This window comes from Pseudomonas sp. EA_65y_Pfl2_P74 (assembly GCF_963970575.1).
GTDB lineage: Bacteria > Pseudomonadota > Gammaproteobacteria > Pseudomonadales > Pseudomonadaceae > Aquipseudomonas > Aquipseudomonas baetica_A.
Map to the genome: position 1 here is coordinate 149,355 of NZ_CAXAOQ010000001.1, position 21,800 is coordinate 171,154.

Below are 21,800 nucleotides of genomic sequence, written 5' to 3' on the forward strand. Positions count from 1 at the left end.
CAGCGAATGCACAACACCCTGGAACAGGTTTTTGGTTATCCACAGTTTCGACCCGGACAAGAGGCCGCCATCAGCGCGGTGCTGGCCGGGCGCTCGGCGGCGGCGATCTTTCCCACCGGATCCGGCAAGTCCCTCTGCTATCAACTACCGGCGCTGATGCTGCCGAATCTGACCCTGGTGGTTTCGCCTTTGCTGGCGCTGATGCAGGATCAATTGGCGTTCCTGCAACGCCATGGCATTTCGGCGGGGAGCATCGATTCTGCGCAGAGTCGAGACGATGCCAATGACGTGATGGGCCGCGCCCGTTCGGGTGAGTTGAAGATTCTGATGATTTCGGTCGAGCGTCTGAAAAACGAGCGCTTCCGCAATTTCCTGCAGCAGGTGCCGATCTCTTTGCTGGTGGTGGATGAGGCGCACTGCATCTCGGAGTGGGGCCACAACTTTCGCCCCGACTACCTCAAACTGCCGGACTACCAGCGCCAGTTCAACATCCCGCAAGCCTTGCTGCTGACGGCCACCGCCACGCCGAAAGTCATCGCCGACATGCAGGCAAAATTTGCCATTGCCGCTGACGATGTGGTGACCACCGGTTTCTACCGGCCCAATCTCAATTTGCTGGTGGAACCGGTGCGCGGGCAGGACAAGCGCCGGCGTCTGGTGGAGTGGATGGCCGAGCGTCCGGGCCAGCCGAGCATCGTCTATGTGACTTTGCAGAAAACCGCCGAACACATCGCCGAACACCTCGAGCGCAACGGTATTCAGGCCGAGGCCTATCACGCCGGTCTGCCCCACGATCAGCGCGAGGGCATCCAGAAACGCTTCATGGCCGGGCAGTCCAATTGCATCGTCGCGACCATCGCCTTCGGTATGGGTATCGACAAAAGCGACATCCGCAATGTGGTGCACTTCGACCTGCCCAAATCCATCGAAAACTACAGCCAGGAAATCGGCCGCGCCGGACGTGACGGGCAGCCTTCGGACTGTCTGGTGCTGGCCAATCGCGACAGCCTCAATGTCCTGGAAAACTTCGTCTACGGCGACACGCCGGAACGCGAAGGCATTCGTTATGTCCTCGATGAATTGAAAGCTTCGGCACCGCAAGGGCAGTGGGAGTTTCTACTCGGGCCATTGGCCGATCACAGCAACATCCGGGCGTTGCCCCTGAAGACTTTGCTGGTGCAATTGGAGTTGCGTGGCTTGATCGCACCGCGTTACGCCTATTACGCCGAATACCGTTTCAAATATTTGCTGGAACCCGAGGCGTTGCTTGAGCGTTTCGAGGGCGAGCGCCGGGATTTCGTCGCGGCGATCATCCACACCTCAAGCCGGGCGCGCACCTGGGCTACGGTGGATTTCGAGGCGATGTATACGCAGTATTCGGCCGAGCGTAATCGGGTGGTGAAGGCGCTGGATTACTTCCAGGAAAAGGCCTGGATCGAGCTTGAGAGCAAGCAGATGACCGAGGTCTACAGCTTGTTGCACAGCGACGTCGACAGCGATGTTCTGAGCGCAGAACTGCACGATGACTTCACTCGCCACGAGCAAACCGAAGTCGCGCGGATTCACACCATGCTGGATGTGTTCGCCACCGATCGTTGCCTGGGGTATCGCCTGGCCGAGTACTTCGGCGATCACAATGCCCCGGAGCGCTGTGGGCATTGTTCGGTGTGCCATGGGCACATTGCCCGGTTGCCGGCGCCACCGGAATTGCCTGCGCTTGTGGATAAAAGTTTTGCGGCACTGTGCGGTGATTTTATCCACAAGCATGAGCAGCACACGGGCCATGCGCCGACGGCGGAACGGCTGACGCGGTTTCTGTGCGGGATCAGTGTGCCGCTGTTCACCAAGCTCAAGGCGCGGACGATTTCCGGGTATGCGGCGTTGGAGGCGTATCCCTACGCTGAAGTCCGCCATTGGGCTGACAATCACCTGCTCGATTAAGCCCCGCCCCGTGGGAGAGTGCACAGTCTTTGCGCGGCTGCATCCATCCGCTGAATGTCGATCATCACGGGAATAAACTTCAAAAACCGTCGCGGGCTGACTATGGTGAGACCCGTCTATGGATCGCCAACAAGAGAACAACATGAGCCAGACATTCGATATTCAGCAGGCTGCCGTGATCGGTGCGGGGACCATGGGGCGCGGCATTGTCATGTGCCTGGCCAACGCTGGGGTGACGGTGCAGTGGGTCGACAACAATCCACAGATGCTTGAGCAGGCGCTCGCCACGGTGGCCGACACTTATGCACACAACGTGCGTCAGGGGCGCATTGATCAGGCTGAGGCAGATGCGCGGCTCTCCCGGGTCAGTGCGGCGGCGGATTACGCGGCAATCCGCAATGTCGATCTGGTGATCGAAGCGGTGTACGAAAACCTTGAACTCAAACAGAAGATCTTTCGCGAACTCGATGGTCTGCTCAAGCCCGAGGCGCTGCTGGCGAGTAATACGTCGGCGCTGGATATCGATGCGATTGCTGCCGCCACCCGACGCCCTGAGCAAGTTCTGGGCCTGCATTTCTTCAGCCCGGCGCACATCATGAAACTGCTTGAAATCGTCCGTGGCGCGAAGACATCACCGGCCGTGGTGCAAGCCGCGCTGGCGCTGGGCGAGCGCATGGGCAAGGTCAGTGTGGTATCGGGCAACTGCCACGGTTTTATCGGCAATCGCATGCTCCATCCGTATGTGCTTGAAGCACGCAAGATGCTGCTGGAAGGGGCTTACCCACAGCAGGTCGACGCAGCCTTGCAGGGCTTTGGTTTTGCCATGGGGCCGTTTCGCATGTACGACGTGGTCGGCATCGATCTGGAGTGGCGTGCGCGTGAGTTGGCCGGCAAGGGCCAGGAGGCTCCAGAAGTTCAGGTGGACAACCGCTTGTGCGAGATGGGCCGGTTTGGTCAGAAATCCGGCAACGGTTATTACCATTACGAGCCGGGCAGTCGTCAGGCTGAGCATGATCCCGAGGTCGATGCGCTGGTGTTGCGGGTCAGTGACGCATTGGGTTTCCAGCGCCGTGAGATTGGCCCGCAAGAGATCCTTGAGCGGTGTTTGCTCGCGTTGGTCAACGAAGGGGCGAAGATTTTGCAGGAAGGCATTGCCGAGTCGGCGCATGACATTGATCTGGTCTATCTGAACGGCTATGGCTTCCCGGCGGACAAGGGCGGGCCGATGGCCTGGGCGGATCAGCAAGGGCTGGCGGATATTCATCAGCGCTTGCTGGCGCTGGAGACACGGCAGGGCGATCAGTGGAAACCGGCGCGGTTGATCGGTGAGTTGGCAGCGCAGGGGAAGGGGTTTGCTGACCGTTGAGTGATGGGGCGCCAGTGCTGGCGCCTTCGCGGGCAAGCCCGCTCCCACAGGTATAGTGCTCGTCCTCGCTGTCAGTGTGAGGTCGATCAAGACGAGAACTGCGCATGAACCAACGCACCGACTACCGGCATTTCCAGCCTATCACCACGCGCTGGCACGACAACGACGCCTACGGCCACGTCAACAACGTCACCTATTACAGCTTCTTCGACACTGCCGTGAACACTTACCTGATTCAGGTCGGTGGGCTGGATATCCATGACGGTGAGGTGGTGGGCTTTGTGGTCAGTTCGGCGTGTGATTACTTCGCTTCCATCGCTTTCCCGGACTTGATCGAGATCGGTCTGCGGGTGGGCAAACTGGGCAACAGTTCGGTGCAATACGAATTGGCAGTGTTCAAGGTCGGTGAAAGCGAGGCGTGTGCGGCCGGGCGTTTCGTGCATGTGTTTGTTGATCGGGCAAGCAATCAGCCCGTGCCGATTCCTGCCGGGTTGCGCGGGGCACTGGAAAGCCTGGTGGTGTGAAAAACGCAAAAAAAATCGCAGCCCCAGGGCTGCGATTTTTGTTCAAGCATTCGCCTTAGTGGTGACGATAGTACTTGTGATGCTTGCGATGACCGTAGGCATGGCCGCGACCACGGCGGTCGTCGCGGTAGTAGCGACGGTCGTCACGACCGCGATCATAACGACGATCATCGTCATTGCTTTTGTTGCCCATGTAGTTGCCCAGCGCGCCACCGGCACCGCCACCCGCCGCGGCGCCAATCAGGCTGCCGGTGGAGCCGCCCACGCTGCGGCCAACCACGTTACCGCCGGCTGCGCCCAGCGCACCACCGATGGCCGCTTCGCCACGGCTGTGTTTGTTTGCGCCAACGGCGCTACCACCCGCGCCGCCCAGGGCCGCGCCAATGGTGGAACCTGTATTGCCGCCTAACGACTGACCGACGACCGAGCCAAGAACCCCGCCCAATGCGCCGCCCACACCTGCTTCGGTGGTGCCGCCAGCAGACGCGAAGCCACTGACCAGGCCAAGGGACAACAAGAGAATCGAGGAGAACTTCATAGGTGAGCCTCAAAGGGATGACGGCGCGATCCTGAGGCTCTGTAACAAGCGTGACAATCGAAATCCGACGAATAACACGACTTGTATGCAATTGTGCAAGTTACTGTTTTTTATGCGGAACTTAACCGATTTTCGCCGGTCTTTAGCTACTTCGGACTGGCCGCTTTTGTGAAAAAGCGGCCTTTTTTGTGGGCGCTGGAAAAGTGTTTGAGCTTAAGAAATGCATTGACTGAACCGACGCCTTCGCAAGCAAGCCCGCGCATTGGAGTGCATTCCAATATGGGCTTGCTCGCGAAGAGGCCGGAACAGACGCCGTATCAAGCCGACTTGGCCATGATCAACCCGGTCTCGCTCGCCGCTTCCAGGCGAATCGCAATGAACTTCGACGTCGGCGTATGGCTGCCATCCCCAGTGCTTTCCAGCGGCACCAGCGGATTCACTTCCGGGTAATACGCGGCGGCCTGGCCGGCCGGAATATCAAACGCCAGCAGCGTAAAGCCCTTCACCCGACGCTCACGACCATCGTCCCAGATCGAAACGATGTCGGCCTTCTGCCCCGGCCGGAAGCCCAGGCGAATGATGTCGGCTTCATTGACGAACAGCACGTCGCGCTGGCCTTTCACCCCGCGATAACGGTCGTCGAGACCATAAATCGTGGTGTTGTACTGATCGTGGGAACGCATCGACTGCAGGATCAGATCCGGCAGTTGCCCGGTGGCGCGGGTGCGTTCGTGGACCAGATCCTTGGGCAGCATGTTGGCGCGGAAGTTGGCGCGGCCCGACGGGGTGCTCCACTTACGTGCACCGGCGCTGTTACCGAGGTAGAAGCCGCCCGGGTTTTTGATCTTCTCATTGAAGTCTTTGAAGTTCGGGATGGTGTCGGCGATCAGCTCGCGAATGCGCCCGTAATCGGCCACCAGCCAGTTCCAGTCCACCGGTTTGCTGCCCAGCGTGGCGGCAGCGATGCCGGCGATGATCGACGGTTCCGAGCGCATCTGGTTCGACAGCGGCTGCAATTGGCCGTTGGAGGCGTGAACCATGCTGAACGAGTCTTCCACGGTGACGGCTTGTGGGCCTTCGGTCTGGATGTCGATGTCGGTGCGGCCCAGGCACGGCAGGATCAGCGCGTCTTTACCGTGGGCCAAATGGCTGCGGTTGAGTTTGGTGCTGATCTGCACGGTCAGGTCGCAATTGCTCAGCGCCGCGAACGTGCGCGGGCTGTCCGGTGTGGCTTGGGCGAAGTTGCCGCCCAGACCGATAAAGACCTTGGCGCGACCTTCGGCCATGGCATGGATCGCCTCGACCACGTTGTGGCCGTTTTCACGCGGCACCTTGAACTGGAAACGCCGCTCAAGGGAGTCGAGGAACGCCACGGGCGGGCGCTCGTTGATGCCCATCGTGCGGTCGCCCTGCACGTTACTGTGACCGCGCACCGGGCACAGGCCTGCGCCGGGCTTGCCGATGTTGCCGCGCAGCAGCATCAGGTTGGCGATTTCCTGGATGGTCGGCACCGAATGACGATGCTGGGTGATGCCCATCGCCCAGCACATGATCACGTTCTTGCCTTTGGCGTACATGCGCGCCGCTTGCTCGATCTCGACCAGGGTCAGGCCGGACTGCTCGACGATCTGCTCCCACGGCGTGTCGTCGACAACGCCCAGGTATTCCAGCACGTTGGCGCTGTGTGCATTGAGGAAGTCGTGATCGAACACCGCAGGCGCGCCAGCTTTCTGCGCGTCGCGCTCCCATTGCAGCAGGAACTTGGCCATGCCGCGTAGCACCGCCATGTCACCGCCCAAGGCCGGACGGAAGTACGCGGTGTTGGTCGGCTTGTCACCGTTGGTGAGCATTTCGATCGGGTGCTGTGGGTGTTGGAAACGTTCCAGACCGCGCTCTTTCAGCGGGTTGATGCACACCACTTGCGCGCCGCGTTTCACCGCTTCACGCAGGGGTTCGAGCATTCGTGGATGGTTGGTGCCGGGGTTCTGGCCCCAGACGAAAATCGCGTCGGCGTGTTCGAAGTCATCGAAGGTCACGGTGCCTTTGCCGACGCCGACACTTTGCGCCAACGCCACGCCGCTGGCTTCGTGGCACATGTTCGAACAGTCAGGGAAATTATTGGTACCGAAGGCGCGCACGAACAACTGATACAAGTAGGCGGCTTCGTTACTCGCACGACCCGAGGTGTAGAACTCGGCCAGATCCGGGCTTGGCAGATTTTGCAGGTGTTTGGCGATGAGCGCGTAGGCGTCGTCCCAACTGATCGGTTTGTAGCGATCGGTCTGGGCGTCGTAGACCATCGGCTCGGTCAGGCGGCCCTGATACTCAAGCCAGTAATCGCTCTGTTCCAGCAGTGAAGTCACGCTGTGTTTGGCGAAGAACTTGGCATCCACGCGACGCTTGGTCGCTTCCCAGTTCACCGCTTTGGCGCCGTTCTCGCAGAACTTGACCATGCCGCTTTCCGGCGAATCACCCCAGGCGCAACCCGGGCAGTCGAAGCCGCCGTTCTGGTTGGTCTTGAGCATCATGCGCAGGTTTTTCAGCGCGTTGTCGCTGGTCAACCAGGCCTGAGCCACACTGATCAGGGCACCCCAGCCGCCGGCAGCGCCTTTATAGGGCTTGTAGCGCGGGACAGGTTTCTGGTCGGCTTGATGATGTTGGCTCACGCTTGATTCTCCATCGCGGGGCTATACACCCGCGGCGCACTTTTGTGCGGCAGGTGGATGAGATTGAGGTTGTGCCGACGGGCCCATTGCACGGCAAGGCCCGTGGGGGCGGACAGGCTGACCAGGGTCTGGATGCCGGCGCGCAACACTTTCTGGATCAATTCGAGGCTGCAACGGCTGGTGACAATCGCCAGCCCGCCTTCTGTGGATATCTGCTGGCGGATCAGCCCGCCGATCAGTTTGTCGAGGGCGTTGTGCCGGCCGATGTCTTCGCGACCGAGCAGCAGCTCGCCGCTGGCATTCATGAACACCGCCGCATGCACCGCACCGCAGTGCTGACCCAGCGGCTGGAACGCGCCGATGCGCAGGCGCAGACCGTCGAGCCATGCACTCGGCGGCAACGGTGCGCCGGGCAACACCTTCAGGTCAGGCAGCGCCTGTTCCACCGCTTCGACGCCGCACAGGCCGCAACCACTGGTGCCGGCCAACTGGCGCCGCTGTTGCTTGAGGTTCCAGAAGGCGCGGTTGGCGATGGTCACCTGTGCATATTGCGCAGAACCAGCGCCGGTCAGTTGCAGGTCATAAATGTCGTTGGCGTCTTCGATGATGCCGCTGCCGAGGCTGAAACCGACGATGAAGTCCTCAAGGTCGGTCGGCGTCACCAGCATGACTGCCTGACTGATGCCGTTGTAGGCAATCGCCAACGCCACTTCCTCGGCCAGCGCGGTGCTGGCCGATTCCTGTAGGGGCAGATCGCTGTAGCTGTAGGTCTGGCTGGCTGCGGGCGCGGGCGTTTCGAGTGCAGGCGCCGCGCAGGCTGGGCGCTTGGCGTTCATGGCATCACCAACGGATTGATCAACGCTAAGACTAGGCGCGGCAAGATGTCGCGTCTAATCGCTACTTTCGATCTACCGATAGATGACGTCGATCAAGAGTCGCTTGGTGATTTCCGATACAGCGCGAAACAGGCTTCTGCCAGCGCCGATCGCGGGGCGCCGCGTCGCATTATCAGGCCCAGCGGGGCGAGGGTCTGGGCGCTTTCGATCGGTTGCAGGCGCAGGTGGTCGGTGAGTTTTTCCAGGCCGGCGTCGAGCGGCATGATCGCGCAGCAAAACCCGCCGTGCACCGCTTGTAACAATTGATGCACGGCGTCGGTTTGCAACAACGGCTGCGGGGTCAGGTTCCGACTGTGGAAGTTGTGGTCGATGGACTGGCGGAAATGCATGCCGCTGGTGAGCATCCCCAACGGCAGTTCGATCAACGCCTCCCAACTCAACGGCGCTTCGCCGAAGGTGAAGGAGCGCTGATCGTAGAGCAGGCCCATGTGGGTTTCGCTGAAGGCCAGGGAGTCGAAACGCTCATTATCCAGACGATCGAGATAGGACACGCCAAGGTCGATACGGTTGTTCGCCAACTGTTCGAGGATCTGCTCGGAACTCAACGCCGACATTTCGAAACGCAGGTTCGGGTGCGCACTGTGCAAACGCTGTATCAGCGGCAGTGGATCGAAGCTCGACAGCGGCACGATGCCTAAACGCAACGTACCGATGAGGTTGCCGCGACAGGCCGCCGCTTCCGCCTGCAAGCCGTCATAAGCCGCCAGCACCGTGCGCGCCCACGCCAGCACGCGCTCCCCCGGCGCGGTGAAGCCTTCGAAGCGTTGCCCCCGGTTGACCAGCGGCAAATCGAGTTCTTCTTCAAGGCTGCGCAGACGCATCGACAGGGTCGGCTGGGTGATGTGGCAACGCGCGGCGGCCTGGCCGAAGTGGCGGGTTTCGTCGAGGGCGATGAGGAATTTCAGTTGCTTGATGTCCATCTTCGCTCCGAAGGGTGTTGGCAGGGGTGGACGATTCTAACGCTTGTGGCTGGGGTGGGTCATTGGTCGGCGTGGAACCGTATTTGGCGAAGGTGGTCTAGGCTTTGACGTCTGACCCCTTTTATTCCATGGAGTGAAACACGATGAGCCTATTCAGCTTTTTGAAAGATGCCGGTGAAAAAATCCTTGATGCGCTCACGCCGGACAAGGCCCAAGCCAATGGCGAGGCGCTGACCAAGCATGTGCAGGACGCGCTGACGGGAATCGACACGTCGAAGATTCAGGTCAAGGTTGAAGGCGAGAAAGTCATTGCCACGGGTGAAGCGGCCAGCCAGGAAGAAAAAGAAAAAATCCTCCTGGCGCTTGGCAACGTCGACGGCGTCAGTGGCGTAGACGACCAGATCACCGTGACCGGTGGTGTTGCAACCGCCGCGAAATTTGTCACCGTCAAGAAGGGTGACACGCTGAGCGCGATTTCCAAGCGTGAGTACGGCGATGCCAACAAGTACAACAAGATTTTCGAGGCGAACAAGCCTCAGCTCACACACCCGGACAAGATCTATCCGGGGCAGGTGCTGCGTATTCCCGAGTAAGACTCAAGGCCGCTTTCGCGAGCAAGCCCGCGCCCACAGAGGAACGTATTCCAATATGGCAGCGGGCTTGAACTCGCGAAGCAGGCGACTCGCTCTATAGCCCTGCAAGCAAATCGCGGTAGTCCTCGACCGCCGCAAACTCAGCGGTGTCCTTAGGCCCCTTGCGGCTGTCTGGTTCCTTCACCGCCAGTAAATGTGTCACGCCGAAATCACGCGCACTGCGCAGGATTGGCAAGGTGTCGTCGATAAACAGGCTGCGCGCCGGATCAAAGCCGATATCGGCCTGCAAGGCGTCCCAGAACTGCGGATTCTCCTTGGGGTAACCGTAATCGTGCGAGCTGATCAGCCGCTCGAAGTACGGCGCCAGTTCGACCCGTTCCAGTTTCAGTGACAACGAATCGCGGTGCGCGTTGGTGATCATGATCACCCGTTTTCCCGCCTGCTTTATCGCCGCCAGAAAGGTATCGGCATCCGGGCGCAGGGCGATCAAGTGCGCGGTTTCCTGTTTCAGTTCACGCACTGACAGTTTCAGCTCGGCACTCCAGAAATCCAGGCAATACCACTGCAATTGGCCGGCATGTCGCTCGAACAGCGGCTGCAACTCCATCTCGGCCATGGCGCGGCTCACGCCGTGCAGTTCGGCGTAGCGCTGGGGCAGGTGTTCCAGCCAGAAATGGTTGTCGAAGTGCAGATCCAGCAACGTGCCGTCCATGTCCAGCAGAACGGTATCGATGTCAGACCACGGTAAAGAAGGCATGGCAACGTCTCGAGCGGTAGAAAGATATCCGACGTAAACAATCGGGAAAGCCGCGTTATAGTAGCGCGTTCACGCCAAGGAGCTTTGCATGCGCCAGAAACCCACCGTACTCGCCCGCGAGATCGTCGCCACCAGTCGCCTGTTTTGCGTCGAAGAATTGAAGTTGCGTTTTTCCAATGGCGTGGAGCGCACTTATGAGCGGCTGGTCGGCAAGGGCGCGGGTTACGGCGCGGTGATGATCGTGGCCATGCTCGACGCCGAACACGCGGTGTTGGTCGAGGAGTATTGCGGCGGTACTGATGAATACGAATTGTCCTTGCCCAAAGGTTTGATCGAGCCGGGCGAAGATGTGCTGGCGGCGGCTGAGCGTGAGCTTAAGGAAGAGGCCGGTTTTGGCGCGCGGCAACTGGAACATCTGACCGAGTTGTCGCTGTCGCCCGGTTACATGAGCCAGAAGATTCAAGTGGTGCTGGCCACTGATCTTTACGAGGAGCGGCTTGAGGGCGACGAGCCCGAGCTGATGCGGGTCGACAAGGTCAATCTGCGCGAGTTGTCGGCATTGGCAATGAATCCGCAGTTTTCCGAAGGCCGCGCGTTGGCCGCGCTGTATCTGACCCGTGACCTGCTGACCCAGCGTGGATCCTTTCAATCATGAGTGAAGTGTCGATGAATTTTCCCCATCCGTTGATGGCGCCGGTGGTCGAGTTGGCATTGCAGGCCGGTGAGGCGATTTTGCCGTTTTGGCGATCAGGTGTTGAAGTCACCGCCAAGTCGGATGATTCGCCGGTTACGGCGGCCGACCTGGCCGCACACCACCTGATCGTCGCCGGGCTGAAGGCGCTCGATCCAAGCATCCCGGTATTGTCCGAAGAGGACGCCGACATCGCGCAAGGCGTTCGCGCCGGGTGGCAGCGCTGGTGGCTGGTGGACCCGCTCGATGGCACCAAAGAGTTCATCAGCGGCAGTGAAGAATTTACCGTCAACATTGCGCTGATCGACAACGGTCGGGTGGTGTTTGGCGTGGTGTCGATGCCAACCAACGGTCGTTTCTATGTCGGCGGTGCCGGGCTCGGTGCCTGGCGTTGTGACAAGGGCGGTACGCCGGTTTCGATTCAGGTGCGTGATGTGCCGGGACCGGGTGAGGCGTTCACGGTGGTGGCCAGCCGCAGGCATTCGAGTCCTGAGCAGGAACGCTTGCTGGCCGGGTTGAGCGCCAGTCTGGGTGAGCTGCAATTGGCCAATATCGGCAGTTCGCTGAAGTTCTGCCTGTTGGCCGAAGGCGCGGCGGATTGCTATCCGCGCCTGGCGCCGACTTCGCAATGGGACACGGCGGCGGCGCAAGGCGTGCTCGAAGGCGCGGGCGGTGAGGTGCTGGACTTGCAGGGTGAGGCGTTCTGTTACCCGGCGCGCGAATCGCTGCTCAATACGTCGTTTCTGGCCCTGCCGGCGAAGGCCGCGTGGCGTTCAAAATTGCTGGAGCTCGCCCGTTCCTGAGCGGTGAACGAACCGTTGTGGCGAGCCCTCCCTCGCCGCAACCGCATGGTGAGTTCCTGCGGGTTAGCGGTGCAGGACGTACTGCCCGCTGAATGTCACCGCATCCTCATCACTGCCGGCATTGACGATCCGCGTATTCAAGGTCAATCGCGCCCGGCCATAACGCTGATACATCGCCACGAACCTCTTCCACACCGCCGCATCCGGCGCCAGGCAGATCGCCGTGGCATCCCCCGTCACTGGCAGCGGATAACTGATCTGCCCTTCCTGAATGACGATGTGCCCGTCTTCGATCCCTGCTTCCTTCAGCCGCAAATGCAACCAGCCCCAGCCGGCCAACACCGCGCCGCAGTAGAGGCTGCCGCCGAACATGGTGCTCTTGTGGTTGACGTTGGCGTCCAGCGGCAAGTGCAGGCGCAACTGCTGCGCCTGCCAGTCGAGCACTTTGAGGCCCATCGCCTGGGTCAGGGGAATGTCGTGATGCAGGACCGATTGCAGATAGCGGCTGTCACGGTTCATTCGGTTTCGTCTCCTTGGGCGCCACTGTCGGCAAAACTCAAGCCGTGTTTGCGCAGTTTGTCGTGCAAGGTCTTGCGGGGAACGCCGAGGGCTTCGGCAAGGCTGCGTACCGAGCTGTGGGAGCGCGCCAGTTCGGCGGCGATCAACGATTTCTCGAAGTTTTCCACTTGCTCGCTGAGCCCTCCGCTGATGACTTCCACGGTCGTGCCGCCGCCCTCGATGCCGGTGTCATCCAGTGCCAATTCAAGACCGAGAGCGAACCGCTCGGCGGCGTTCTGCAGTTCACGCACGTTGCCGGGCCACGTGTGGCGCAGCAGCAAGGCGCGGTGTGCCGGTTGCAGTTCGTGAGGCGGCAAACCGTGGCGAGTGCTGGCTTCATCGGCGTAGTGCTGGAACAGCACCAGAGCATCTTCGCCACGCTCGCGCAGCGGTGGGATGCGCAGCGGCGCGACGTTGAGGCGGTAATACAAGTCGGCGCGGAAACGCCCCTGATCAGCGGCCTGACGCAGGTCTTCCTTGGTCGCGGCGATGACGCGGATATCCAGCGGGATCAGTTGGTTGCCACCCAGGCGCTCGACCACGCGCTCCTGCAACATGCGCAGCAGTTTGACCTGCACGTCCATGCTCATGCTTTCGATTTCATCAAGGAACAGCGTGCCGCCGTTGGCGAATTCGAACTTGCCGATCCGGCGTTTTTGCGCGCCGGTGAAGGCGCCGGGTTCGTGGCCGAACAGTTCACTTTCCACCACGGACTCGGCCAATGCCCCGGCGTTGATCGCCACGAACGGGCCGTTACGGCGGCTCGACAAATCGTGCAGCGCGCGGGCGACGACTTCTTTGCCGGCGCCGGTTTCGCCGAGGATCAACACGTCAGCCTTGGTCGCTGCCAATGCCCCGATCTGTTCACGCAAGCGCAGCATCGGTTTTGAGTGGCCGACCAGACGCGCGCTCAACTCGTTGCGGTCGCTGAGGGCCAGACGCAGGCTGCGGTTGTCCAGCACCAGTCGGCGCAGGGCCAAGGCGCGGCGCACGCTGTCGAGCAGGGCGTCGCTGGCGAAGGGTTTTTCGAGGAAGTCATACGCGCCGGCGCGCATCGCTTGCACCGCCAGAGGCACGTCGCCGTGGCCGGTGATCAGCAGCACGGGCAATTCCGGGTCCTGGGCGTGCAACTCGCTCAACAATTCCAGACCATCCATGCCGGGCATACGAATGTCGCTGACGACAACGCCCGGCCAGTCGCGCTCCAGTTGTGCGGCCAAACCTTTGGCTTCGGACAGCGGCAGGATTTTCAGCCCCGCCAGATCCAGCGTCTGGCCAAGGGCCTGACGCAGGTGCGGATCGTCGTCGATCAACACCACCTGAATGCGATTGTCGATGCTCATGCACTTCGATCCTCGGACGGTTGCAGGCTGACCCCGGGCGCGCCGGCGCGCAGGCGCAGGGTTATCAAGGCGCCACCTTGCTTGTGGTTGGCGAACGACAGTTCTCCACCGAAGGCGCGCATCAGGGTTTCACAGATCGCCAAGCCCAGCCCCAGGCCCTGAGTGCGGGTCTTGGTGGTGTAGAAGGGCTCACTGGCGCGGCCGAGGGCTTCCATGCAGAACCCCGGGCCGTTGTCGCGAATGTACAGATTGACGCCCTCGGCGGTTGATTCGGCACTCAGCCACAATTTGCGTGGCGGGCCTTTTTCGGTGAGCGCGTCGAGGGCGTTGGCCAACAGGTTGCCGAGCACCTGACGCAAGCGCGTTTCCCCGGCCTCGACCCACAGCGTGGCGGCGGGCAGGTCGCGGATCAGCTCAACCTCCATGCTGCGCCGACGTTTGGCCAGCAAGGCCAGCGCATCGTCCAGCGCCGGTTGCAGGGCCACGCTTTCCGGCGCATGGCGGTCGCGACGGGCGAAGGCACGCAAGTGGGCGATGATCGAGGCCATGCGCCCGGTCAGCTCGCTGATCAGTTTGAGATTGCCGCGTGCGTCGTCGGTGCGTTGATGATCAAGCAGCACTTCGGCGTTTTCGGCGTAGCTGCGAATGGCCGCCAGGGGTTGGTTGAGTTCGTGACTGATGCTCGCCGACATGGTGCCCAGCGCCGACAGTTTGCCGGCCTGGACCAGATCGTCCTGGGCACGTACCAGTTCCTGCTGGGCCGTTTCCCGCTCCAGCACTTCCTGCTTCAAACGACGGTTGAGGCCTTCCAGATCGCTGGTGCGTTCGGCGACGCGACCTTCCAGTTCTCGCCGCGCCTTGGCTTCAAACGCGATGCGCTCAAGATAGTGGCGACGGCGCTGCATCATCAGACCGAGCAACAGCATCAACACCAACAGCGTGGCGCCGCCAATGGCCACCACCGTGCGCACCGGGCGGTCGATCAGGGTGCGCGGGGCGAGGATGCTGACGCTCCAGCCGGTTTCGGCGATGTCGTGAGTCTGGGTCAGCCAGGCGGTGGGGCTGAGGTTAAGCGGGCGCGGTTCTCGGGTCGGGTAGGGCTGGATCGCGCTGATGGCGGCACGTTCGGCGTCGCTCAACGCGCGGGTCGAGCGGAAGCGCCATTGCGGGCGCGACGTGAGGATGACCACGCCGTTGTGGTCGGTCACCAGCAGTTGTTCCGGGGTTTTGCCCCACAGGCTTTCGGTGTGATCGAGATCGACCTTGATCACCAGCACCCCCAGGATTCTCTCGCCATCGTGCACGGCGGCGGCGAAAAAGTAGCCGCGCTTGGCCGATGTGGTGCCCAGACCGAAGAAGCGCCCGAGACGTCCGGCCATGGCTTCGCTGAAATAGGGGCGGAAGGAAAAATTACGGCCGACAAAGCTGTCGTGCTTGTCCCAGTTCGACGCGGCCAGCGTCTTCCCGGTTGTGTCCATCAGGTACATGACTTCGGCACCGGTCTGCGCACTGATGTTTTTCAACAGGCGGTTGGCGTTGCCTTGGGTCACCCCATCGTCTGGCGCCCCGAGCACAGCGCGCAGGGCCGGCAGTTGGCCGAGGATCTGCGGCAACACTTCATAGCGGTGCAGGGTGCCCAACAGGTTGGCGACGTACAGGTCGAGGGTCTGGCGGTTCTGGCCGGCCAGTTCGCTGCGGTAATAGCGCTCAGCCAGATGCTCCAGCGGCCACAGCAGTGGCGCCAGGCACAGGGCCAGAAGGGCGAGGCTGCGCCAGCGGGGTCTGCGAGGGAGAGAGGGTTTCATAAGCCGGATGCGCCTGAGTGAACAGGCGCATTATGCCCGGCCTCAGGAAAAGACGTCAGCGTCCTTGAGCAGCGCTGCTGCCTGATCCTTGGCGGACAGTTTTGGCGCCTCGTCCAGTTGCCAGTCGATGCCCAGAGCAGGGTCGTCCCAGCGAATGCTGCGTTCGGAAGAGGGATCGTAGTAGTTGGTGGTCTTGTAGAGGAACTCGGCGAACTCGCTCAGCACCACGAAACCATGGGCGAAACCTTCCGGCACCCAGAGCTGACGATGGTTTTCAGCCGACAGGCGCACCGCTACCGACTTGCCGAAGTGCGGCGAGCTGCGGCGGATGTCCACGGCCACATCGAGCACTTCACCGACCGTGACGCGAACCAGTTTGCCCTGGGTGTTTTGCAGTTGGTAATGCAGGCCACGCAGTACGCCTTTTTGCGAGCGCGAGTGGTTGTCCTGGACGAATTGGGTGTCCAGACCGGTGGCGTCCTGGAACGCCTTGGCGTTGAAACTCTCGTAGAAGAAACCGCGCTCGTCACCGAACACCTTGGGTTCGATGATCAGAACACCGGGCAGATCGGTGGTGATGACATTCATGAGAATTTCCATAGGCAGATGTGAATGGCCGACATTCTTGCGCAAAGTGCCGACAGATGCGAGCGCTCGAATAACCACGATCAGGGGTTGCGCATCCTCTGCTGCAGTGGCGATATAGGCGCCTAATAAAATTTCAGGGGTCGTTTCATGTCGCTCGCCACGTTGATTCATCGCGCCAGTTTGCCCAGCCCGCAGGTTTCGCAGGCGCAGGCCCTGCAATGGCTGGCCGAGCACTACGGGCTCAGCGGCACGTTGCAGGCCCTCGGCAGCCAGCAAGACCTCAACTACCGCGTCGACACTGAGCGGGGGCGGTTTGTCCTGAAAATCTGCCGTGGCGATTACGCCCTCGTGGAGCTACAAGCCCAGCACGCCGGCCTGAAACATCTGGCCGAACACTGTGACGTGAGCGTGCCCCGAGTAATTGCCGCCCATAACGGTCAGGACTTGCTGACGCTGGATGTCGACGGTGAAGCAGTGCATGTGCGGCTGCTCGATTACATCGAAGGCCAGCCGCTCACGCATCTCGATCACCTGGGCCATGACGTGGTCGCCGGGTTTGGCAGGCTTTGTGGCGAGATGGACCTGGCGCTGGCAGGCTTCGACCATCCGGGCCTGGAACGCACGTTGCAGTGGGACGCGCGCCATGCCAGCGCTTTGATCAGCCATTTGCTGCCAGTGATCAGGGACGATCAGCAGCGCACCTTGATCGCCGACGCCGCCGAACAGGCCGAGCGCCGTTTGCAGCCGCTGGCAGACAAGCTGCCGGTGCAGGCGATCCACATGGACATCACCGATGACAACGCGGTGTGGGCACGCGACGCCCAGCGTCATTGGCAGTTGCAGGGGGTGATCGATTTCGGTGATCTGGTCCGCACCTGGCGCATCACCGATTTGTCGGTGACCTGTGCGGCGTTGCTGCATCACGCCGGTGGCGATCCGTTTGTCATTCTGCCGGCGGTTCAGGCCTATCACGCGGTCAATCCGCTGCAACACGAAGAGCTGCAAGCCTTGTGGCCGTTGATCGTCGCTCGGGCGGCGGTGCTGGTGCTCAGTGGCGAGCAGCAGGTCAGCATCGATCCGGGCAACGCCTACAGCCGCGACAACCTGACCCATGAGTGGGAAATCTTCCGCGTGGCCACCTCGGTGCCGCTGGCACTGATGGAAGCGGCGATTCTCAGCGCCGTCGGTCAGCCGTTGCCGACGATCAACAGCGAAGGATTTGTACCGTTGCTGCCGAGTCTGGTCGGACGCGAATTTGCGTTGATCGACCTCGGCGTGTTGAGCGCGCATTTCGAGGCTGGGAACTGGGAGCAGGACGGCATCGATCAGCGTCTGTTGAACGACGCGGCGGCGGCCCATGGTTTGGCGGCGAGCCGTTATGGCCAATACCGTTTGTCGCGCACCCGGCCGGACAGCGCTGAAGAACCGGACACGTTCGCGCTGCACGTCGAATTGCGCGTGCCCACTGGCACACCCGTGGAGTCGCCGTTTGCCGGTGTGGTTCATCAGCACGCAGATGGCGTGCTGCAACTCGACGGCCCACAGCTCAGCGTGCGCTTGTGGGGCGTGACGCCTTCGCTGCACAGCGGCGCAGCGCTGGTCAAAGGTCAGGTGCTGGGCGCGGTCAGCGGGCCGTTGATCGTGCAACTGAATCGCGCTGCGCAACTGAATGCGCCGCTCTTCTGTACGCCATCGCGCGCCGCCGCGTGGCAAGCGTTGTGCCCGTCTCCTGCGGGGTTATTGGGGCTGGCCTGCGATGCCGAGCCAGAGCTGGACGCCAAGACCCTGCTTGAACGCCGCGATGCCAGTTTCGCCCGCACACAAAAACACTATTACGTCGATCCGCCGCGCATCGAGCGCGGCTGGCGCAACCATCTGATCGACATGCAGGGCCGTTCCTATCTCGACATGCTCAACAACGTGGCAGTGCTCGGTCACGGCCATCCGCGCATGGCGGCGGTCGCCGCCCGTCAATGGTCGCTCCTCAATACCAACTCACGCTTCAACTATGCGGCGGTCGCCGAGTTTTCCGAGCGTTTGCTGAAGCTGGCGCCGGAGGGCATGGATCGGGTGTTTCTGGTCAACAGTGGCAGCGAGGCCAATGACCTGGCGATCCGCCTGGCGTGGGCTTACAGCGGCGGTCGCGACATGGTCAGCGTGCTGGAGGCCTACCACGGCTGGACGGTGGGCGCCGATGCGGTGTCGACCTCGATTGCCGACAACCCCAAAGCCCTCGAAAGCCGTCCGGACTGGGTGCATCCAGTGACCGCGCCGAACATGTATCGCGGCGAGTTTCGTGGCCTCGATTCGGCGCCCGACTATGTGCGCAGCGTCGAACATCATTTGGCGAAAATCGCCGAGCAAAAGCGCCAACTGGCCGGGTTCATCTGCGAACCGGTGTACGGCAATGCCGGTGGCATCTCGCTGCCGCCGGGGTATCTGCAGCAGGTGTATGCGCGGGTCCGCGCACAGGGTGGCGTGTGCATTGCCGATGAGGTGCAGGTCGGTTACGGGCGCATGGGCCATTTCTTTTGGGGGTTTGAAGAGCAAGGCGTGGTACCGGACATCATCGTCATGGCCAAAGGCATGGGCAATGGCCAGCCACTGGGCGCGGTGATCACCCGCCGGGAAATCGCCGAGGCGCTGGAGGCTGAGGGTTACTTCTTCTCGTCGGCCGGTGGCAGTCCGGTGAGCTGCCAGATCGGCATGGCCGTGCTGGACGTGATGGAGGAAGAAAAACTCTGGGAGAACGCCCAAGTGGTGGGCGGCCACTTCAAGGCGCGGCTCGAAGCCTTGATCGATAAACATTCGCTGGTGGGCGCGGTGCATGGGTCGGGGTTCTACCTGGGGCTGGAGTTGATCCGCAACCGCGAGACGCTGGAGCCCGCGACCGAAGAGACCGCGTTGCTGTGTGATCGTCTGCGCCAACTGGGGATTTTCATGCAGCCGACCGGCGATGACCTGAACATCCTCAAAATCAAACCGCCGATGGTGACGCCGCGGCGCAGTGTGGACTTCTTTGTCGACATGCTCGACCGGGTGCTCACCGAAGGCTTGTAAACCCACGACCCCCTGTGGGAACGGGCTTGCTCGCGAAAGCGATGCATCAGTCGACATCCAAAGTGACTGACACACTGCTTTCGCGAGCAAGCCCACACCTTTCGTTTGGTGGTTTAATTCGATTTCTATCGGTATTAAGTCTTTAAAATCAGACGGAATACATTTTTGTAGCTTCTAAAGCCGATATTTATCGGCTATAAAGTCGCCATTGCTCCGGCATGGCGATTTTTTGTCCGGTGCGCGCGTTTTTTCTCTTCGGTCGAATCCTCGACCGTCAAAGCCCTTGCCCGGAGATGATTCATGAGCCGTATCGTTACCGTCGCCGCCACTCAGATGGCCTGTTCGTGGGATCTGGAAGCCAACCTTGAAACCGCTGAAAGGCTGGTGCGCGAAGCGGCCGCCCAAGGCGCGCAGATCATCCTGATCCAGGAATTGTTCGAGGCGCCGTACTTTTGCCAGAAGCCAAACCCGGACTATCTGCAACTGGCCACGACGGTTGAAGAAAACGTCGCGATCAAGCATTTCCGCAAAGTCGCCAAAGAGCTGCAGGTTGTATTGCCGATCAGCTTCTACGAACTGGCCGGGCGTGCGCGTTTCAACAGCATTGCGATCATCGACGCCGACGGCAGCAACCTCGGGATTTATCGTAAAAGCCACATTCCGGACGGCCCGGGCTACCACGAGAAGTACTACTTCAACCCGGGCGATACCGGCTTCAAGGTGTGGAACACCCGTTACGCGAAGATCGGCGTGGGCATCTGCTGGGATCAGTGGTTCCCGGAAGCCGCACGGAGCATGGCGTTGCAAGGCGCGGAAATCCTGTTCTACCCGACTGCCATCGGCAGCGAGCCGCACGACAAAACCATCTCGTCGCGCGATCACTGGCAGCGCGTGCAGCAGGGTCATGCCGGCGCCAACCTGATGCCGCTGATTGCCAGCAACCGCATCGGCAATGAAGAGCAAGACGGCTACGACATCACCTTTTACGGCTCATCATTCATCGCCGACCCGTTCGGCGAAAAAGTGCAGGAGCTGAATAAAACCGAAGAAGGTATTCTGGTGCACACTTTCAACCTCGACGAGCTCGAACATATTCGCAGCGCGTGGGGTTCATTCCGTGACCGCCGGCCGAATCTGTACGGCGCGTTGAAAACCCTCGACGGTTCCCTGGAGTCCTGATCCCGATGACCACATTGAAAAGTACCCCGCGCGCCGACGGCTTCCACATGCCGGCCGAGTGGGCACCCCAGACTCAGACCTGGATGATCTGGCCCGAGCGCCCGGACAACTGGCGTCTGGGCGGAAAACCGGCGCAAGCCGCACACGCGGCAGTGGCTAAAGCCATCGCCCGTTTCGAGCCGGTGACCGTGGCCGTTTCTGCCGGCCAGTACGAAAACGCCCGTGCGCGTCTGGACGTGCCGAATATCCGCGTGGTCGAGATGTCCAGCGATGATGCTTGGGTACGCGACAGCGGCCCGACGTTCGTCATCAACAACAGCGGCGAAGTGCGCGGCGTGAACTGGGCCTTCAACGCCTGGGGCGGCTTTGACGGCGGCTTGTACTCGCCATGGAACCGCGACGCGCAAGTCGGCGGCAAGATCCTTGAGATCGAGCGCAGTCCGCGTTACCGCACCGAAGGTTTTGTGCTCGAGGGCGGTTCGATTCACGTCGATGGCGAAGGCACGCTGATCACTACCGAAGAATGCCTGCTCAACCGCAATCGCAACCCGCACCTGAGCCGCGAAGAAATCGAAGCGGTGCTCAGCGCCAACCTGGCTGTGGATAAAATCATCTGGCTGCCGGACGGTTTGTTCAACGACGAAACCGACGGCCATGTGGATAACTTCTGCTGCTACGTGCGTCCGGGCGAAGTGCTGCTGGCGTGGACCGACGATCCACAGGACCCGAACTACCCACGCTGCCAGGCGGCGATGAACGTGCTGCAAAACAGCACCGACGCCAAGGGACGCCCGTTCACGGTGCATAAAATGCCGATTCCGGGGCCGCTGTTTGCCACCGAAGAAGAGTGCGCTGGCGTTGATCCGGTGGACGGCACGCAAGAGCGCAACCCGAGCGTGCGTCTGGCGGGTTCCTACGTGAATTTCCTGATCGTCAACGGCGGCATCATCGCGCCGAGCTTCGACGATCCGATGGACGGCCCGGCCAGGGAAATCCTGCAGAACCTGTTCCCGCAGCACGAAGTGGTGATGGTGCCGGGCCGCGAACTGTTACTGGGTGGCGGCAATATTCACTGCCTTACCCAACAGCAGCCAGCGCCGCACAAAGAGTGAGTTGAGTCGTAACAGCTTGAGTTGATTGGACAATCAGCCGGGCGACGATTCGCTTGCCCGATAGACAAAGAAGCCCGCCGCCCTGTTGGACGGCGGGCTTCTTTGTATCCGCTTGTCGACAAGTGCGAAACATTGGCATAGCTCTTGTATTGAATCTTGAGTACTAGGGAGGGAGGAGAACTTCAACAGTTCTGTCATAAACCTTGGATAACTTAGCCGCTCATTAACGGGGGGAGAGCGCCGAAATGAACGCCGAAGTGAACACAGTCAGAGCACGAACTTTGCGCCCCATGGCCGTAAACGGCAAATCGCTCCAGGTAGTCGCGCACTGGTTGAAATCCAATGGAACGCGTCAGATCAGGGAAGCTGATCCGCGCCGGATGATGATCGAGCGTTACCCCGCTGACCTGTTCAGCGAAGCAGAACTGGATGCGTTGTGGGCTGTGATGCAAGGATAAGA

19 protein-coding genes are annotated in these 21,800 nt (G+C 61.1%); 10 read left to right on the top strand and 9 right to left on the bottom strand.

What is annotated here, in order from left to right:
* Nucleotides 1-6 precede the first annotated feature (6 nt).
* From AACY18_RS00650 to AACY18_RS00660, 3 genes are all read left to right on the top strand, one after another.
* Nucleotides 7-1,941, top strand: coding sequence for a RecQ family ATP-dependent DNA helicase (locus tag AACY18_RS00650; protein ID WP_339431555.1), 1,935 nt, complete (start codon nucleotides 7-9; stop codon nucleotides 1,939-1,941).
* A gap of 142 nt (nucleotides 1,942-2,083) precedes the next feature.
* Nucleotides 2,084-3,307, top strand: coding sequence for a 3-hydroxyacyl-CoA dehydrogenase (locus AACY18_RS00655; protein WP_339463963.1), 1,224 nt, complete (start codon nucleotides 2,084-2,086; stop codon nucleotides 3,305-3,307).
* A 104-nt stretch (nucleotides 3,308-3,411) separates the two neighbouring features.
* Nucleotides 3,412-3,831, top strand: a complete 420-nt coding sequence (locus AACY18_RS00660) for an acyl-CoA thioesterase (RefSeq protein WP_339431553.1) — start codon at nucleotides 3,412-3,414, stop codon at nucleotides 3,829-3,831.
* Between the two features lie 55 nt (nucleotides 3,832-3,886).
* Here AACY18_RS00660 and AACY18_RS00665 read toward each other — a convergent pair whose 3' ends face one another.
* The 4 genes from AACY18_RS00665 to AACY18_RS00680 form a co-directional block, all read right to left on the bottom strand.
* Nucleotides 3,887-4,369: a glycine zipper domain-containing protein gene (locus AACY18_RS00665; RefSeq protein WP_339431552.1), complete on the bottom strand. Its 483-nt coding sequence runs from the start codon at nucleotides 4,367-4,369 to the stop codon at nucleotides 3,887-3,889.
* A gap of 317 nt (nucleotides 4,370-4,686) precedes the next feature.
* Nucleotides 4,687-7,035, bottom strand: a complete 2,349-nt coding sequence (locus AACY18_RS00670; protein WP_339431551.1) for an FdhF/YdeP family oxidoreductase — start codon at nucleotides 7,033-7,035, stop codon at nucleotides 4,687-4,689.
* Nucleotides 7,032-7,871 carry a formate dehydrogenase accessory sulfurtransferase FdhD gene (gene fdhD, locus AACY18_RS00675; protein ID WP_339463964.1) on the bottom strand — a complete coding sequence of 280 codons (840 nt, stop codon included), beginning with the start codon at nucleotides 7,869-7,871 and terminating at the stop codon, nucleotides 7,032-7,034. The genes AACY18_RS00670 and fdhD overlap by 4 nt, the downstream gene beginning before the upstream one ends.
* Nucleotides 7,872-7,963: 92 nt before the next feature.
* A complete protein-coding gene (locus tag AACY18_RS00680; RefSeq protein WP_339431549.1) occupies nucleotides 7,964-8,851 on the bottom strand; it encodes a LysR family transcriptional regulator in 888 nt (295 codons plus the stop codon).
* Between the two features lie 143 nt (nucleotides 8,852-8,994).
* On the opposite strand from AACY18_RS00680, the gene lysM reads away from it, so the two are divergent.
* Nucleotides 8,995-9,444, top strand: coding sequence for a peptidoglycan-binding protein LysM (lysM, locus tag AACY18_RS00685; protein ID WP_339431548.1), 450 nt, complete (start codon nucleotides 8,995-8,997; stop codon nucleotides 9,442-9,444).
* 94 nt (nucleotides 9,445-9,538) lie between these two features.
* On the opposite strand, the gene yrfG is transcribed toward lysM, so the two are convergent.
* Nucleotides 9,539-10,201, bottom strand: a complete 663-nt coding sequence (gene yrfG, locus AACY18_RS00690) for a GMP/IMP nucleotidase (protein ID WP_339463965.1) — start codon at nucleotides 10,199-10,201, stop codon at nucleotides 9,539-9,541.
* Nucleotides 10,202-10,289: 88 nt separating this feature from the next.
* Between yrfG and nudE the strand changes: the two genes are divergently transcribed.
* Together nudE and cysQ are read left to right on the top strand one after the other, a co-directional pair.
* The gene (nudE, locus tag AACY18_RS00695) at nucleotides 10,290-10,856 is read left to right on the top strand and encodes an ADP compounds hydrolase NudE (RefSeq protein WP_339431546.1); all 567 of its coding nucleotides are present in this window, start codon (nucleotides 10,290-10,292) and stop codon (nucleotides 10,854-10,856) included.
* 11 nt (nucleotides 10,857-10,867) lie between these two features.
* Nucleotides 10,868-11,695 carry a 3'(2'),5'-bisphosphate nucleotidase CysQ gene (cysQ, locus tag AACY18_RS00700; RefSeq protein ID WP_339431663.1) on the top strand — a complete coding sequence of 276 codons (828 nt, stop codon included), beginning with the start codon at nucleotides 10,868-10,870 and terminating at the stop codon, nucleotides 11,693-11,695.
* Nucleotides 11,696-11,758: 63 nt separating this feature from the next.
* Here the strand turns inward: cysQ and AACY18_RS00705 are convergent, their stop codons facing one another.
* The 4 genes from AACY18_RS00705 to rfbC are packed head-to-tail and all read right to left on the bottom strand — an operon-like array spanning nucleotide 11,759 to nucleotide 15,989.
* On the bottom strand, nucleotides 11,759-12,214 hold the full coding sequence (locus AACY18_RS00705) for a thioesterase domain-containing protein (protein ID WP_339431545.1): 456 nt from the start codon (nucleotides 12,212-12,214) through the stop codon (nucleotides 11,759-11,761).
* Nucleotides 12,211-13,596, bottom strand: coding sequence for a sigma-54-dependent transcriptional regulator (locus AACY18_RS00710; protein WP_339431544.1), 1,386 nt, complete (start codon nucleotides 13,594-13,596; stop codon nucleotides 12,211-12,213). The genes AACY18_RS00705 and AACY18_RS00710 overlap by 4 nt, the downstream gene beginning before the upstream one ends.
* Nucleotides 13,593-15,401, bottom strand: coding sequence for a sensor histidine kinase (locus AACY18_RS00715; protein WP_339463966.1), 1,809 nt, complete (start codon nucleotides 15,399-15,401; stop codon nucleotides 13,593-13,595). The genes AACY18_RS00710 and AACY18_RS00715 overlap by 4 nt, the downstream gene beginning before the upstream one ends.
* Before the next feature lie 42 nt (nucleotides 15,402-15,443).
* Nucleotides 15,444-15,989 (bottom strand): dTDP-4-dehydrorhamnose 3,5-epimerase, encoded by a 546-nt coding sequence (rfbC, locus tag AACY18_RS00720; RefSeq protein ID WP_221731050.1) that lies wholly within the window; start codon nucleotides 15,987-15,989, stop codon nucleotides 15,444-15,446.
* A gap of 147 nt (nucleotides 15,990-16,136) precedes the next feature.
* Here rfbC and AACY18_RS00725 point away from each other — a divergent pair, with 147 nt between their 5' ends.
* The 4 genes from AACY18_RS00725 (at nucleotide 16,137) to AACY18_RS00740 (ending at nucleotide 21,798) form a co-directional block, all read left to right on the top strand.
* Entirely contained in the window at nucleotides 16,137-19,049 is a 2,913-nt protein-coding gene (locus tag AACY18_RS00725) for an aminotransferase (protein WP_339463967.1), read from the top strand.
* 300 nt (nucleotides 19,050-19,349) lie between these two features.
* Nucleotides 19,350-20,228 carry an N-carbamoylputrescine amidase gene (gene aguB, locus AACY18_RS00730; protein WP_339463968.1) on the top strand — a complete coding sequence of 293 codons (879 nt, stop codon included), beginning with the start codon at nucleotides 19,350-19,352 and terminating at the stop codon, nucleotides 20,226-20,228.
* 5 nt (nucleotides 20,229-20,233) lie between these two features.
* Nucleotides 20,234-21,340 carry an agmatine deiminase gene (aguA, locus tag AACY18_RS00735; protein WP_339463969.1) on the top strand — a complete coding sequence of 369 codons (1,107 nt, stop codon included), beginning with the start codon at nucleotides 20,234-20,236 and terminating at the stop codon, nucleotides 21,338-21,340.
* Nucleotides 21,341-21,585: 245 nt separating this feature from the next.
* Nucleotides 21,586-21,798 (top strand): hypothetical protein, encoded by a 213-nt coding sequence (locus AACY18_RS00740; RefSeq protein WP_339434260.1) that lies wholly within the window; start codon nucleotides 21,586-21,588, stop codon nucleotides 21,796-21,798.
* Nucleotides 21,799-21,800 lie beyond the last annotated feature (2 nt).

What these genes read in the sequence shown, in the direction of transcription:
- AACY18_RS00650 (WP_339431555.1), top strand. Translation starts at nt 7, where the DNA reads ATGCACAACACCCTGGAACAGGTTTTTGGTTATCCACAGTTTCGACCC.
- AACY18_RS00655 (WP_339463963.1), top strand. Translation starts at nt 2,084, where the DNA reads ATGAGCCAGACATTCGATATTCAGCAGGCTGCCGTGATCGGTGCGGGG.
- AACY18_RS00660 (WP_339431553.1), top strand. Translation starts at nt 3,412, where the DNA reads ATGAACCAACGCACCGACTACCGGCATTTCCAGCCTATCACCACGCGC.
- AACY18_RS00665 (WP_339431552.1), bottom strand. Translation starts at nt 4,369, where the DNA reads ATGAAGTTCTCCTCGATTCTCTTGTTGTCCCTTGGCCTGGTCAGTGGC.
- fdhD (WP_339463964.1), bottom strand. Translation starts at nt 7,871, where the DNA reads ATGAACGCCAAGCGCCCAGCCTGCGCGGCGCCTGCACTCGAAACGCCC.
- AACY18_RS00680 (WP_339431549.1), bottom strand. Translation starts at nt 8,851, where the DNA reads ATGGACATCAAGCAACTGAAATTCCTCATCGCCCTCGACGAAACCCGC.
- lysM (WP_339431548.1), top strand. Translation starts at nt 8,995, where the DNA reads ATGAGCCTATTCAGCTTTTTGAAAGATGCCGGTGAAAAAATCCTTGAT.
- yrfG (WP_339463965.1), bottom strand. Translation starts at nt 10,201, where the DNA reads ATGCCTTCTTTACCGTGGTCTGACATCGATACCGTTCTGCTGGACATG.
- nudE (WP_339431546.1), top strand. Translation starts at nt 10,290, where the DNA reads ATGCGCCAGAAACCCACCGTACTCGCCCGCGAGATCGTCGCCACCAGT.
- cysQ (WP_339431663.1), top strand. Translation starts at nt 10,868, where the DNA reads ATGAATTTTCCCCATCCGTTGATGGCGCCGGTGGTCGAGTTGGCATTG.
- AACY18_RS00705 (WP_339431545.1), bottom strand. Translation starts at nt 12,214, where the DNA reads ATGAACCGTGACAGCCGCTATCTGCAATCGGTCCTGCATCACGACATT.
- AACY18_RS00710 (WP_339431544.1), bottom strand. Translation starts at nt 13,596, where the DNA reads ATGAGCATCGACAATCGCATTCAGGTGGTGTTGATCGACGACGATCCG.
- AACY18_RS00715 (WP_339463966.1), bottom strand. Translation starts at nt 15,401, where the DNA reads ATGAAACCCTCTCTCCCTCGCAGACCCCGCTGGCGCAGCCTCGCCCTT.
- rfbC (WP_221731050.1), bottom strand. Translation starts at nt 15,989, where the DNA reads ATGAATGTCATCACCACCGATCTGCCCGGTGTTCTGATCATCGAACCC.
- AACY18_RS00725 (WP_339463967.1), top strand. Translation starts at nt 16,137, where the DNA reads ATGTCGCTCGCCACGTTGATTCATCGCGCCAGTTTGCCCAGCCCGCAG.
- aguB (WP_339463968.1), top strand. Translation starts at nt 19,350, where the DNA reads ATGAGCCGTATCGTTACCGTCGCCGCCACTCAGATGGCCTGTTCGTGG.
- aguA (WP_339463969.1), top strand. Translation starts at nt 20,234, where the DNA reads ATGACCACATTGAAAAGTACCCCGCGCGCCGACGGCTTCCACATGCCG.
- AACY18_RS00740 (WP_339434260.1), top strand. Translation starts at nt 21,586, where the DNA reads ATGAACGCCGAAGTGAACACAGTCAGAGCACGAACTTTGCGCCCCATG.